This window comes from Methylobacter psychrophilus (assembly GCF_025583945.1).
GTDB lineage: Bacteria > Pseudomonadota > Gammaproteobacteria > Methylococcales > Methylomonadaceae > Methylobacter_C > Methylobacter_C psychrophilus.
Window position 1 is genome coordinate 172,086 of sequence record NZ_JAOEGU010000002.1, and the last position, 14,366, is coordinate 186,451.

The window sequence follows — 14,366 nt, forward strand, 5'->3', positions numbered from 1 at the left end:
GCACAACGTGCATACGTCGGGTTAATGACATGACAGCGCTTTACTTGAATGAAGTTCGGTGAGTTCGTTGGCCGGTTTTTGGGCATATATGGAATGGTAAACCGGTATTTCTTCATGCGAATAATTGATGACCAGATTGGCTAAATCGAACAGCGTTTGCCTAGTGCCGCGATAACCTACCCAGGTTTTTTGATAACCGCCAATAATGTCGAACAACGGAAATCCAGCCCTTAAAATAGGTACGCCGAGTCTTTGGGCCGTATCAACCGCATGAGAATTGCCAATCACCAGTTGAACTTTATTGGTTTTACCAATAATTTCCATATCTTCAAGATCGCCAATTTTAATACTGGCAACGGGAATACGCGCCAACAAAGGCACGTTGCACGACGTTACCGCAGTAACAACTTCAGCGCCCATTTCCTGAACCAGATCAACAAATGCCCCCAGTAAATCGCCATCGGCGGCGATCCCAATCCTTAACTGACCCAGCATAAAGTGGGTATCCAACATGGTATCCTGCAATTGTGACCGCTGCCGTTCAATGCGTTCAGGCACCTTTCGGCCGCTGATTTCAGCCAATGCGCTGATCAGTGCATCATTGGCTTTCAAACCGTAAAGATGATCCAGGCTAACCGTTGGCACGCCGGTTCTTTCTTCCAGTAATTCTGCCGCTTTACAAAGAGAGGCACCAATAACTACAGTTGCCAAGGCATCGCCCAGCGTTGTCATTTCCGACAAAGGGGTACCGCCAATAGTCACCGGGCTAAAATCTTCATCCGTCAAACAGCCATCCAGCGAATCAGAAATATCAGGTACAAAAACAGGTCTGAGCTGGAATTGCTCAAATATATCCCGAAGTGCTTCCAGGTCGCCCGGTGTTAGTGTGTAATTTGCCAAAACATTAACCTGACGTTTGCGTGTACCCGGGCAAGTCCCTGCATCTTTGGCATCCGGCACTAAAGCACGAATTATTTCCGTGAGTGTCGCGGCATAGCCGGTCTCTACACTACCGGTAAAATCAGGGGTATTGACAGCGACGACGGCAATGTCGGCAAATTCCGGGTTAGCTTCTCTAAATTCCCTGACATTACGTTGTACATCAGCGCCTTGGGTTTCTGCCAGTCCCGTCGTCAAAATAGTGATCAGGGCCGGGCGTGATTTTTCTGCAATGGTTCTAATACCCTCACGTACATTTTCGTCAGCACCCATAACCGAACTACCCTGATCCATTGCCGTACTTTGCAATGGAATGGGTTCTCTGAAATGACGAACAAAAAATACTTTGGCAAAAGCAGTGCAACCTTGCGAGCCATGCAGCATGGGTATTGAGCGATTAAACCCCAGTGTAGCCAGGGAACCGCCTATGGGCTGGCTGGCTTTCAGCGGATTGACGGATAGGGCTTTGTTTCTTTTCAGGATATCAGCCATGTGCCACCTCTTGTTCCAGAGCGGGCAGGCTTTTTTGCCGACCGGCATCTTGGTATTTTTTCCAGGGTGCCGGTGCCCTGACGGCATCCCATACCGGACTTTCAATAGTCAGTGCCAATTGGCGCACCAGTTCCAGCATGCCCTGATAGCCTTCATAACCAAATTCACGTTCCTGATTAATATCCAAAAACGGTACTTTGGCTTTTAAAGCCGTATACATATTGCGACCTCCGGCGATCAGAATATCGGCCTGATAATCATGGACGATTTTCAGTAACGCTCTGGGGCTGCCATCATCAATCATGACGGTATCTTCACCCATCAATTCACGTATTCTGGCTTTATCTTCTTCAGTAGATTTCTTGGTGCCGGTAGCAACCACCACCATGCCTAAATCTTGCAGGGCTGAAATGACTGACCAGCTTTTTACGCCGCCAGTAAACAACAACACCCGCTTGCCTTTGAGGCGGGCTTTCCAGGGCTCAAGTTCTGCTCTGACACGGGTTTCTTCACGCTTTATCAGTGCTTGGGTACGTGCGGTTAAATCGGTATCGTTTAGCGCTTTGGCGAAATCCGTTAATGCCTGGCTGGTGTCGGTAATGCCGTAAAAACTGCCTTCAAACCACGGTGTACCGTATTGTTGCTGTAACTTGCGGGCGACATTTACCATTGCTTTTGAGCACACCATCATATTGACTTCGGCTTTGTGCATGGTTTGCACTTCACGAAAGCGTGCGTCACCCGACAGCGTACACAATACGCGCAAACCCAATTCATCCAGTAACGGTAAAACATGCCAGAATTCACCGGCAATATTGTATTCACCGACCAGATTAACGTCATGAACCTTAATACCGGAATGCGCTGCGATTTTAGGCAGTGGATCAGGATCTCGCGTACCAATCACATGATTAACCATCGCGTCACCGGCAATGCGGTTACCCAGATTTTTGGTGCCGTAAAACCCGGCACAATCAATGGGCACTACCGGAACGCCCCAGAGCTCCTGAGCAGATTTACAGACCGCAGTAATATCATCGCCAATTAACGCCGGAACACAGGTGTTATAAATAAACACCGCAGGCGGAGCGTAAGTGTCGATTGCCTGTTTAATGGCATGGAACAAACGTTTTTCCGCGCGACCCATAATAATGTCTTGTTCGGTTAAATCAGTGGTCATACCAATGCGATATAAATCCGCTCCGGAAGATCGCGTCCCCCGGTTATCCCACGAACTACCGGCACAGGCAATAGGCCCGTGGACGATATGAGCAACATCGGCAATAGGCAGCAAGGCAATCTGGGCACCGTCAAAAGCACAGCCACCCGCAGAAGCTCCGGGTTTGGGCTTGGCGCAGCCTGACTTTTCCTTTTTGTTATGCTCACAGGCAGGTTCATCCAGTAGCGCAGCAATATCTTTTGTTGATTTCATGGTTACTTATATCCGATAGCCTTGTTTATATTGATCATAGCAAAGCTTATGCCATTATTATAAGCAATTGAATATATTGGCTTTTATGGGTATTTTTTTTGTAGTAAAACTTACAAAGCAGCTGGGTCCGTTATAACAAACAGATTTATTGGAGCAATAGTGACGGTGATGGAGGTTGCTGCGCCAGCCAAATTAGAAAGTTGAATGTAAAAGTAAAGGTTCTGGTTAGCAGAGGTAATTCCATTGCAGTTATCTCCGGCTTATACGTAGAATTACCTATTGTAGGATACGGGGTGTTTATTTTACTATGAGATTTTATTGGCTTATGTCGAACTTAAGTCAACGATAGCGAGGTCATGATGGACAAAAAGGTAACCGGTAAATATCAACGGCCATTCCCGGGGTTAAGGCTTCTTTTTGTAAGTGTGATACTGGCAACACTTTCTGCCGGAGCCTTGGCGCAACAAGACCCGGTCGATTTACCGCTACCCCCTGGCCAGATAATTTCCGGTCCGGTAAAGCGATCGGATGGAACATCTGTACCTTCAATTAATACGGGTGCTGATGCCAATCTTTATATTAAAAGCACACCGCCAACCGAATCCTTTACGCCATCGCTTGCAGCGCGAGTTGTTATTACGAATGAACCAACGCAATATATGCGTTTCTACACTGCCGGAGTGACCAACCCAATCGGTGGTTTTATTGCCGGTTCAAACGCAGTGCGCGGCGCCACACCTGAACAGGTGCGCGATGTACTGGCTTTACCTTATCAGCCTGATTCTTACACAATCGTGCAAGTGCCGGCGGGAACTTGTCTATTGGTTGGTACAGCCGCGCCGATCATGGGCAATTTCCCGGCTAATCCACCTTCAATTCCTACGTCAGGGCCGTGGGGTAATGGCGGCGTATTTCAAGAAAGGCTGATTGGCCGAAATGCAAACCCAACGGATTGTGGTAATGCCCAATTCCTGAGTGCCGGTAGTTACATTAATCAGCAGCTAATAGGTGCTTATGCGCTATCGTATCGACCCAGGGCAGGTTTTGGCAATGCCGGCGCAGTTGCCTCTGCACTGGATTTGACAATGCCGCCAGCGCTATTCACGGATATGGATGGCGTTTACAACAGACTGGACGTGCTCAATTTTGGCAACCCGGCGGCACTGCAATATGCACTGACCCAACTGGATGGCGAAGCATATGCCGATGTGGCATCGGTTGAAATCGTTGCCGCGCAAATGTTTCAGCGTGTTGTGCATGATCAGATGCGTCTTGGACGGGGTTCGGGTGGTTTGGCGGGCTCCGTTGCAGTGGGTGCCTTAACCGGTGAGGCCAATGGTCAAAGGAATATTGGTACTGTAAGGCCTTGGCTTAGCGGGTTTGGTGGTGGTGGAGGTTTGGACGGCAATGGCGATACTCACGGTTTGAGTTATAACGCCGGTGGCATTGCTGCGGGTATCGATCACCGGTTTAATGCTGAATTGTTGGCTGGCTTGGCATTGGGCTATACACACAGCACTTTAAATACCAACGGCATATCGGGTAACGGCACTATCGATTCGTTCTCGGCTGAAACCTATTCAAGCTACTCGCCAGGGTCTTGGTATATTGACGGTATGTTGGGTTATGGCCGCAGTCAGGGGACACTGAGCCGTACTATTATTGTCTCTGATTTGGCGCGTAATGCCAGTGGAAACCCCAATGCCAACCAGTTCCAATCCAGCCTAGAAGCCGGTCGCCACTTTACCTTGGGTGAACGGACGGTCTTAACTCCGCTGCTTGCCATGCAAGGCATTGTGATCTCTCAAGACAGCTTTAATGAAAGTGGGGCAGGAGCAATCAATTTGCAGATGCGTACTCACACCACTGCCTCAGCGCGTAGCGTTTTAGGGACGGAGCTGTCACACGGTCTGCCGATTGGCTTGGCATCACCGTTGTTGTTAACTTTACGGGCGGGGTGGGGACATGACTTTGCCGAGGTGACCCGTAACAGCACGGCCAGTTTTGAGGGCTTGCCGAGTGCAATATTTACTGTTCAAGGGGCAAAAGCACCACGTGACCAAGGTTTGGTTGGTGCCGGGGCGAGCTTTACGTTGAAGTCGGTCAATTTTTTTCTGCGTTATGACGGTGCATTGGCCAGTGGGGCATCCATGCATGCCGGTACCGCAGGTTTGCGTATTACCTATTAACCCGTAAGACGGATTAGAAGTAGGGCGCATATCCTACGCTATTGACGCCCTACATAGCAGACCTTGCCGTGCTTTTCGTGTCTTTCGTGGATATTGGCTTTTGCTTGTTAATCTTATCGGGCTAGGTCTTACCGTTAACTTACAAAGAACTAAACTCTCAGTAACGCTTTGGCCATTCTTTCAGAAAGTTGTGCTTCGACGAACTGCGGTTCGTTGGGTGGATAAAGCTCGACTTCATCAAGTTCAAAATCATATTCTTTGCCCAAGGCAATAAGTTCCCTGATTTTTTGTACCGCCAGTAGTTTTTCTTTTAAGCCGGAATCTGTTTTAGCGTGTTCAGAGAAGGCTTTTATTTGTGCGATTGACATGGTGTTTACCTCTTTTGTTTGAAAAATAAGCTTTGCATTACAAAGCAGTTGATGAAAATAAGTAGCATGACTACACGCTATAAGGGGTGTTTACCCAATCTTTGAGTACAGCAACATCACGTTCCGGTAAATAAGAAAAATCTCCGCTAATATCTTTAAAAACAGCGACACCGCTATCCGGAGAAACCAATTTGCCTTTAACCATATAAAAAAACCAGGCAAAAGGATAGCCTGCCTGGCGATCAAAACGTGTTAACAGGTTTTGTAGTGAGATACCTTTTTTACCATTAATATCATCCAATTGCGGCAGGTGTTTTTGCTGGATGTTGATGATTTCAATATTAATGATTTGTTCTCCAAAGCGCCCGGTATGCCGGAACGGCCGAACAATCCAGTCATCGGAAAGTATGGCTTTTTGCAGGGCGCTACTACGGTTCCAGTCATCCATAAAGCGTTGTACAGGATGTTCATCACTATGGTATTTATTGATTTCAGCCATGAAAATCGCCACGTCAGTTTTACGTCGATAAGAATAACGCGGGGTTCCGATACAGAATGTTTCTACATATTCCGGATACAGTGGATCAATAAATTCTTCTAAATCCTCAGGCGGATTGTGTTCGCTGACCAGTAAACGATCTGCTATTTCATGCGTTTTATCAATGTCGATCTGTATAAATTGTTCGGCTTTATTGCCGGTTTGCACAACAAAATGCAGCGTATTACCCGTTTGCCGCGTGGCAATCAGTTTCTGTTCCTGGGCATGGTCAATCAGGGTTTGCAAATTTTTGCCGCATTCGATATAAGTTCTTTCCGTCCACTCAATCAGATCGCTGGCAATACGGTTGCCTTCCTTATCAACTATACCGCCCAAGCGATACCATTCTTCATCCGTTTTGACTAAACGAACGGGATAATCAGGGTTAAGCGCTTGCAGTGTCGATAACAAGAATTTATCATCCTCGACATATCGCTGTGCTGCTCCAGCTTCTGTACCCATGCCATCGGAGCCGGGCAGGCTGTGTTTGCAAATTTTTGCAAGTTGTTGTCCATCCAGTTGAAAAGGTTGAGTAGCCATCTTATGCCTCCGGTTTCTGGTTGCCATGGGCCTGACCGGCATGGCCAACTAATCGTTCCCGCGCTACTGCCCTGACATCAGGTTCGGGATCATCAAGCAGACAGACCAAGGCTTCGGGTGCGACACGCTGGGCAGCGGTATAACGCACCACCCAATCAGGGTCATTTAATAAGGTGACGGCATCTTCAGTACTCATACGTTCAGCGATAATGCGCCTGACTTCAGGGGCATCGTCATGAGTCATTAATCCCAGACTAACCTCTGGCAAACGTTCAGCAACCACTTTTCTGACTTGTGCATCTCTATCCCGAATAAGACGAAACAGGCGACCTGTCGGCAGTCGTCTGGCAACCGTTAATCTAACAATATAGTCAGAGTCATTAGCCAGTTTTTCCAATTCCTCTAAGGCAATGCGATCAGCAACAGTCATGCGCACTTCCCGATCGGGATCATCAAGCAGTTGAGTCAACAAAGATTGCGGCAGGCGATAGGCAACTGCACGTCTAACCACTTCATCTTCATCATGAATCAAGTCAGCCAATGATTTTTGTGGCGCATAACGAACGGCAATGGCCCGTCTTTCCCAAAAACCATCGTGTAGATATTGCTCGGCATAGTTTGGATTAACGCGAAAAAAACGGTCAATTTGCCGGCCACTTTCCACACAGACACAGGTGTCACCCGGCATACAGCGCCCCATTAGCAGGGTTTTGCCACGAAAAGGACAAAGAGAACAATCAGCGACAGGAATGCTAACAGGGCTTTCACGACCGGGCATGGGAAGTTCCGTTTAATCAGGGACAGTTTCAGCAACGATAATGCCGGTTGCCGCATCGTAGTCATTAGTCAGACACAGGCAATGCTCACGGCCATCAATTAAATAAAGATTGAAGCCTTTATGTTCAATAATTGGCGTGTTATTGGGAAGATCATCATCCATACAATAAGTGAAATGAATGGGTTGATATTCCTGTCTTAACGTCAAAACAGTCGATTCATCAACACCTGATGCGGCAATTTTTGCCGCTATTGCCGTGACTTGTTGTGTGGTAATCATCCCGTTGCTTCCCGTTCAAATCTAAATCGATTGGTTGCTTCAATACCCATAACTTTAGCCAACCAGGGTGGTGGTGTACCGGCAATAACGGTTTGTAGTTGGTCGATGATGTCGGTAATGGGCTCAACATCCGGAAGTTTCATCGGATGTATGCCTAACTTGACAATTTTCGCCGCAGCAGGACCGCCTACTGATGCCATATAAATCACCTGACAATCCTGTATAAGCTCTGCTCTGTACCGGTTTTTGTCCTCCATATCCAAACCATCAAGACTGTTGGTTGGGCGTATGTCGATTAAACGGGTTTCATCGGCGGAAACCTGGTAAATCATAAATTGCGTACAAGAACCAAAATGACCATCGACATTGATGGCATCATTGCTGGCACAAGCAATACGAACAGACCCCGGCATTTCTCCTTCAGCAAGTCTAAGAATTTCCGGTTTCGGTATTTCACCGGTTTCCACATTGGTTTTAAGAATGTGTAAGGCCTTTCTTAGTAAAGCGTCATCAATGGTTGAAAATTCGCCTTGTTGAGCAGTCTTTAGCATTTTCAAGTTGATGCTGCTAATTTTAGCTTCAGTTATAGGCAAGCTAACGCAGTCGGTCAGCACGGTAAACAGACGTCTGGCATCGGTGTCCGGTAAAGCATGGGCAGCCAAACCAATACGTAAAGCCAGTTCTCTTAACATGATATCTTGACTGCTCATGAGATTATGCCTCCAGTGGTAGTATGCAATTATCAATGGGACATACCTTGATACACTGGGGTATGTCAAAATCCCCTTCGCATTCGGTACACGATTTTTTGTCTATTTTAAAAACAATAGAACCTTCGGTGATTGAATTGGTAGGGCAGACAGGTTCACAATCGCCACAAGAAATACAATCTGCTTCAACAATATATAAGGCCATGATTATTCTCCTGAATCTAAACGTTTTGCGCGTAAGGTAACGGGAAAGTCGGGCTGTGCATTAACAGGTTCAAAGTAATATTTTGAACCATCACTAAGTAAAACTTCACCACCCCATTTTTCGGGACTATCAAATTCAACCGATTCAGCTACTTCTTCCAAATCTTTTTTGGGTACGTAGAAGATTAATTTGCCTTCGGTATTCTTTTTCAACATGACACTGGGCATGGAGTTCTCCGTTATGCGCATTGGGTTGTATGTAGAGACGCGATGTGCGCGTCTCTACGGGCAAATTAACGAATCAAATCGTAGTTATAGTCTGTTGTACCCATGCCTTTGGTTTCTTTGTCCAACTGCTCCAGTACGGCATTAACCAAGGTTGTCAGCATATAAATAGCGCCTTCATAACCCAGTGTTGTCATTCTGTGCAGATGATGTCTGTCAAAGATTGGAAAGCCGATACGAATTAACGGTACTTCAAACGCTTCGCCTTTATAAAAAGTATCCCGTTGAATAAACTTGCCATAAGAATTACCGATCATGAAGTCGGGTTTGTTGGTGAAGACCAAAGAGCGAAAATGCCATAAATCTTTACCGGTATGGACGACAGTCTTTTGTCCATAAGGGGAATCTTTCAGCATTTTATCCATCGCTTTCGCCCAACGTTTGTTGGCATGGTTACATAATACATCGGCAGGTTCAGCGCCCATTTCCAACAGGAATTTGGTCATGCCCATGACAAAATCAGCATCGCCGTACAAGGAAAACTTTTTGCCGTGCATCCAGGTGTGCGAGTCAGTCATCATGTCAACCAGGCGGCCACGTTCGAGTTCCAGAGAAGCAGAAATGGGTTTACCGGTCAATTCAGAGACTTTCATCAGAAATTCATCGGTCCATTCCAGACCCATTGGAATGTTAATGGCTGTAGCAGGTTGATGCCAAATGTTTTGCACATATTTTTTGGTTTTATCCAACTGCCAAGGCTGTAACAACAAGGTATCAATCGCATTGGGCGAGTCTTTTAGTTCAGCTTGGGTAGTGCCACCGGCATACATGCGGAAAGTGCCGTCTGCGGGGGTATCCAAAACTTCAGAAGGATCACACATTAACGTATAGTCGACATCCATTTCCTTCATCATGCGGCGGATGACGCGGTAGTTACCCAAATACGTTTCAAAACCGGGGACCAGGTTGATCTTGCCGTTTGAACCGACTTTCTTGCCTTCCATATGATTTAACGTGAAATACTTGATCATGCCCTCGAACATGTTATCCCAACCGGTGGTATGACTACCGACAAAGCTTGGGGTATGCGCATAAGGTGTCGGGAAATCCTGTTCGATATGCCCGGCTAATTTAGCGTTATTGATAAAGGCATTTAAGTCGTCACCGATAACTTCAGCCATACAGGTGGTGGATACGGCAATAATCTCCGGTTTATATAAGGCTTTGGCATTTTCCAAACCGGCCATCATATTTTTTTGACCGCCAAATACCGCTGCATCTTCGGTCATAGAGTCTGAAACACAAGCGACAGGTTCTTTAAAATGACGGTTAAAATAGGTGCGAAAATAAGCGACGCAACCTTGCGAGCCATGTACATAAGGCATGGTTTTTTCAAAACCCAGTGCGCAAAGTACCGCACCCAAGGGTTGGCAGGCTTTAGCCGGATTGACGGTCAAGGCTTCGCGGTTAAAATTGAGCTCCTGATATTCCTTAGTGGTTGTCCACTGAAAGACTTCATCAATCTTTTCCTGGGGGTGCCGCTCTTCATAAGCTTCACGTTTATTGGCCAGACTTTCCTTGTACTCATCATTGCGGAATAACGGATAGCTGGGTTGAATGTTATCTACTTCTTGACTCATGATAATCTCCTACGCGCCACTAATCTGTGGACGACGGTTGAAGGAAGGGCAGGGCGGGCATTGTGCACCTTCTACAAAGTACATCGCATGACTTGCAAAAGGTGCGCGATGAGCACCCTACAAACTCAAAAATTACGCGCCTGCGGCAACGGCTACCGGGGTACTTTCTGCTGTTTTCCAGGGCACTTTCACTTGTTTCCAGCAGGGGTTATTTAATGTCATGTCCATATCGCGGGCAAAAATGGCAAAGCCGTCATAACCGTGATAAGGGCCGGAATAATCCCAGGAATGCATTTGCCGAAAAGGGATGCCCATTTTTTGAAAAATGTACTTTTCCTTGATACCGGAACCGATCAAATCCGGTTGTACCCGTTTAACGAATTCTTCAAATTCATAACCGGTTACATCATCGTAAATCAGTGTTGCATTGCCCATTTCTTTAATGGTGCGATCATAGTCATCGTTATGACCAAATTCATAACCGGTACCCACCACTTCCATACCCAAGTCTTCATACGCGCCGATCACATGACGTGGACGCAGGCCGCCGACATACAACATGACGCGTTTACCTTGCAGGCGTGGTTTGTATTTGTCGATTACTGCTTGGTATTCAGACTCATATTTGGCGATCACTTTTTCAGCGCCAGCCTGAATGGTTTCATCAAATAACGCGGCAATTTTGCGCAAGCTTTCAGCAATTTTGGTCGGGCCAAAGAAGTTGTACTCAAGCCAGGGTATTTTGTATTTTTCTTCCATGTGCCGTGCAATGTAGTTCATTGAACGATAGCAATGGATCAAGTTTAGTTTCACCTTGGGGGTTTTTTCCATTTCCGCAATGGTCCCGTCACCAGACCACTGGGCGACAACGCGTAAACCCATTTCTTCCAGTAAAGTTCGTGAAGCCCAGGCATCACCACCGATGTTGTAGTCACCGATAACAGCGACATCATAAGGTGTGGTAGGAAAGCTGTCGTCACCATCGCGGTTTTCGAGTACCCAGTCCCGAATGGCATCATTGGCAATGTGATGGCCCAATGATTGTGATACACCGCGAAAACCTTCGCAGCGAACGGGTACCACCGGTTTACCGATTTCTTTATTGGCTTTTTTGGCGACCGCTTCAATATCATCACCGATCAAACCGATCGGACATTCTGATTGAATACTGATACCTTTATTCAGCGGGAATAATTGTTCGATTTCGTTCATGATTTTGGCAAGCTTTTTATCGCCGCCGAAAACAATATCTTTCTCCTGAAAATCAGAGGTAAAGTTCATCGTGCCAAACGTATTGATACCGGTGGTGCCGACATAGTAATTACGACGACCTGCCCGTGAATACTGACCACAGCCCACCGGACCATGCGAGATATGGATCATATCTTTAATCGGCCCCCAAACCACCCCTTTGGAACCGGCATAAGCACAACCACGAATGGTCATGGTGCCGGGCTGAGATTTACGATTTGAAGTAATACATTTGTTTGATTTTTCCAGGGATTGATCGTTAACCGCCAAATGCTTGGCGCGATCTTTTCTGGCTTGTTCGGGATAGACTTCCAGCACTTCTTGAATAAGCGCTTCGGTCTCTTCTCTTGTTAGAGCTGCCATGATTATCTCCTACTTATGCCGTGGGTAATCTCCCAACAGACAGGTTTCAGGACGGGAATTCTGTAGAGACGCGATTTATCGCGTCTTGATTTAACGCTTGATTTATCGCATTACAATCAGACGCGATAAATCGCATCTCTACAGTCAGAGACGCGATAAATCGCGTCTCTACGGTCTTCGGTGTTAAGCGACGGCTGCTGCGGCTGCTGTTACACCAATAATAGATTCGTCTTCTTCATCGATGATGCCAAATTCCATCATTAACTCTTCCAGTTCATCCATCGTGATGGGTGTTGGAATAACAAAATTCTTGTTATCACGAATCTTGATGGCTAAGTCACGATACTCTTGTGCCTGTTTATGCTCGGGTTCGTATTCGATAACGGTCATACGACGAATTTCTGCGCGTTGTACGACGTTATCACGCGGTACAAAGTGAATCATGGTAGTACCGATTTTTGCAGCCAACGCCGAGATCAATTCATCTTCACGCGCAGTTTCACGAGAGTTACAAATTAAACCTGCCAAACGCACACTGCCTGAGTTGGCGTATTTCACAATACCTTTGGCAATGTTGTTGGCGGCATACATCGCCATCATTTCTCCCGAGCAGACGATGTAAATTTCTTGCGCCTTGTTTTCACGGATTGGCATGGCAAAACCACCACACACAACATCCCCAAGTACATCATAAAAAACGAAGTCAAGTTCATCGTCATAAGCGCCTTCTTCTTCCAGAAAGTTAATCGCCGTAATTACACCGCGGCCTGCGCAGCCAACACCGGGCTCAGGGCCGCCTGATTCAACACATTTAATACCGCGGTAACCGGCTTTCAATACATCTTCAAGTTCCAAATCTTCAACACTACCGGCTTCAGCTGCCAAACTCATAATGGTTGTTTGGGCTTTGGCATGAAGTATTAAACGGGTTGAGTCAGCTTTAGGATCGCAGCCGACAATCATTACACTGTTACCTAATTCTGCCAGCGCAGAAACCAAATTTTGAGTGGTTGTAGACTTACCAATTCCACCTTTACCGTATATTGCACATTGACGTAATCTTGCCATGATATTCTCCTCGTAATAGGACGTTTTGTTAGTGACATCATGGTTAAAGCAATCAGTGTGCCAACTGCTTAATGTTGGTTTATCCTATTGATTAATAATGATTATTTGTTTGATGGTGACGGGTAGATGACGTTATGTTTCAAACATTTTGTCTGTTTTCTGTAAGCTTGTTAACAGTAGGGTTATTATTTTTCTTTATATTAACGTAACCGGCCAGGACAAAACCAGGCTGCAATAATAATGCTGTCACTAACGATAAGTTTAGTGATGTTGTATTCATTACTTGCTACCGATTTTTTCCTGTGTCGGTAGTCGGATTAATCAATCCAAAATTGTCATAAAAAGAACAAAATAATAACCGTACAGCCCTGAAATTTCAGATGGAAATATTTATAACTTATTGTTTATATTGTCGATAATCTATTTTTTACAGGTAGTGTAAAATTGGTTTGATTATTGCTTAATTACAAGAACAAACAATAACGAATGGAGTTTGCAATGTCTTCCAATGTCTTTTCTGAAATATTAAACGGTTTATATGAAAATCGGGTTATACCTTATCTGGGGCCGGGTGTACTTTTTGATGCCACCAATAAATTAACAGGAGCTGCCATGCCTGCTGATAGTAACAGTCTGATTTTGGCCATGAATAACGGTAACCCGATGGCACCCAAACTGATGTATGAGTTCCCCAGGGCCGCCATGAATCAGGAGCTTAAAAAAGGCAGAAATTTTCTGGGTCAGTTTCTCACCAAGCTATATGGCGATACAGAATGGACGCGCGCGGCAGTACACGATTGGCTGGCAGAATGGAAACCTGCTTATGTTATTGATATCAACAGGGATACCCAGTTGCAAAATAGCTATGCCGATGAAGAGCACACACTGATTGTAGGTGTTGCAAGAATTACCGCCAGCGACTTTCGCTATAAAATATTTCACTTTGATGGCAGTGATTATTTTGAAATTCCACAGGAACAGGTTGATGCCAGACTACCTATTTTATTTAAACCTATGGGAACGCCTAAACCGGAAGCCAACTACATCGCTTCTGATGCCGATTATGTCGATTACATAACCGAGTTGATGGGGGGCTTTGCTATTCCTGACTTTCTTAAAGAGTACCGCAAGGGTAAGCAATATCTATTTATAGGTATGCCCTTAAACCGGGATTCAGAGCGTATGGTGATGAGCGATATTGTTTATGGGGCAGCGCCACAAAAAGGTTGGGTTTTGAACAAAAATCCTACCGATAAGGAACAGCGGTTTTGCAAAAAAATAGGCTTGGAAATTATCGATGCAAGCACAGAAGAATTACTGGACGCTGTTTGCTAAACAATGATTTTTTTA

At 45.8% G+C, this 14,366-nt stretch carries 14 protein-coding genes; 2 read left to right on the forward strand and 12 right to left on the reverse strand.

From position 1 onward, the window contains the following. Positions 1–21 precede the first annotated feature (21 nt). Together nifN and nifE are read right to left on the reverse strand one after the other, a co-directional pair. On the reverse strand, positions 22–1,431 hold the full coding sequence (gene nifN / locus N7974_RS01940; RefSeq protein ID WP_262964012.1) for a nitrogenase iron-molybdenum cofactor biosynthesis protein NifN: 1,410 nt from the start codon (positions 1,429–1,431) through the stop codon (positions 22–24). Further along, on the reverse strand, positions 1,424–2,863 hold the full coding sequence (gene nifE / locus N7974_RS01945; RefSeq protein ID WP_243217892.1) for a nitrogenase iron-molybdenum cofactor biosynthesis protein NifE: 1,440 nt from the start codon (positions 2,861–2,863) through the stop codon (positions 1,424–1,426). Before nifE ends, nifN begins: the two co-directional genes overlap by 8 nt. A gap of 356 nt (positions 2,864–3,219) precedes the next feature. Here nifE and N7974_RS01950 point away from each other — a divergent pair, with 356 nt between their 5' ends. Next, complete coding sequence (locus N7974_RS01950) at positions 3,220–5,052, forward strand: autotransporter outer membrane beta-barrel domain-containing protein (protein WP_262964013.1); 1,833 nt, start codon at positions 3,220–3,222, stop codon at positions 5,050–5,052. A gap of 149 nt (positions 5,053–5,201) precedes the next feature. On the opposite strand, the gene N7974_RS01955 is transcribed toward N7974_RS01950, so the two are convergent. From N7974_RS01955 to nifH, 10 genes are all read right to left on the reverse strand, one after another. After that, positions 5,202–5,420 carry a Nif11-like leader peptide family natural product precursor gene (locus N7974_RS01955; protein WP_243217890.1) on the reverse strand — a complete coding sequence of 73 codons (219 nt, stop codon included), beginning with the start codon at positions 5,418–5,420 and terminating at the stop codon, positions 5,202–5,204. Positions 5,421–5,490: 70 nt separating this feature from the next. Next, positions 5,491–6,498 carry a hypothetical protein gene (locus N7974_RS01960; RefSeq protein ID WP_262964014.1) on the reverse strand — a complete coding sequence of 336 codons (1,008 nt, stop codon included), beginning with the start codon at positions 6,496–6,498 and terminating at the stop codon, positions 5,491–5,493. 1 nt (position 6,499) lies between these two features. Then, positions 6,500–7,276 (reverse strand): 4Fe4S-binding leucine-rich repeat protein, encoded by a 777-nt coding sequence (locus N7974_RS01965; RefSeq protein ID WP_243217888.1) that lies wholly within the window; start codon positions 7,274–7,276, stop codon positions 6,500–6,502. A 12-nt stretch (positions 7,277–7,288) separates the two neighbouring features. Next, positions 7,289–7,555, reverse strand: coding sequence for a DUF6129 family protein (locus N7974_RS01970; RefSeq protein WP_243217887.1), 267 nt, complete (start codon positions 7,553–7,555; stop codon positions 7,289–7,291). Continuing rightward, entirely contained in the window at positions 7,552–8,265 is a 714-nt protein-coding gene (gene nifX / locus N7974_RS01975; RefSeq protein WP_243217886.1) for a nitrogen fixation protein NifX, read from the reverse strand. The genes N7974_RS01970 and nifX overlap by 4 nt, the downstream gene beginning before the upstream one ends. A 4-nt stretch (positions 8,266–8,269) precedes the next feature. Beyond that, positions 8,270–8,470, reverse strand: coding sequence for a 4Fe-4S binding protein (locus tag N7974_RS01980; RefSeq protein WP_243217885.1), 201 nt, complete (start codon positions 8,468–8,470; stop codon positions 8,270–8,272). Positions 8,471–8,472: 2 nt separating this feature from the next. Further along, positions 8,473–8,697, reverse strand: coding sequence for a putative nitrogen fixation protein NifT (gene nifT, locus N7974_RS01985; protein ID WP_243217884.1), 225 nt, complete (start codon positions 8,695–8,697; stop codon positions 8,473–8,475). 65 nt (positions 8,698–8,762) lie between these two features. Continuing rightward, complete coding sequence (nifK, locus tag N7974_RS01990; protein ID WP_243217883.1) at positions 8,763–10,334, reverse strand: nitrogenase molybdenum-iron protein subunit beta; 1,572 nt, start codon at positions 10,332–10,334, stop codon at positions 8,763–8,765. Between the two features lie 132 nt (positions 10,335–10,466). After that, on the reverse strand, positions 10,467–11,948 hold the full coding sequence (nifD, locus tag N7974_RS01995; RefSeq protein WP_243217882.1) for a nitrogenase molybdenum-iron protein alpha chain: 1,482 nt from the start codon (positions 11,946–11,948) through the stop codon (positions 10,467–10,469). A gap of 183 nt (positions 11,949–12,131) precedes the next feature. Next, complete coding sequence (nifH, locus tag N7974_RS02000; protein WP_262964015.1) at positions 12,132–13,016, reverse strand: nitrogenase iron protein; 885 nt, start codon at positions 13,014–13,016, stop codon at positions 12,132–12,134. A gap of 498 nt (positions 13,017–13,514) precedes the next feature. On the opposite strand from nifH, the gene N7974_RS02005 reads away from it, so the two are divergent. Continuing rightward, positions 13,515–14,351, forward strand: coding sequence for an SIR2 family protein (locus N7974_RS02005; RefSeq protein ID WP_243217880.1), 837 nt, complete (start codon positions 13,515–13,517; stop codon positions 14,349–14,351). Positions 14,352–14,366: the final 15 nt, after the last annotated feature.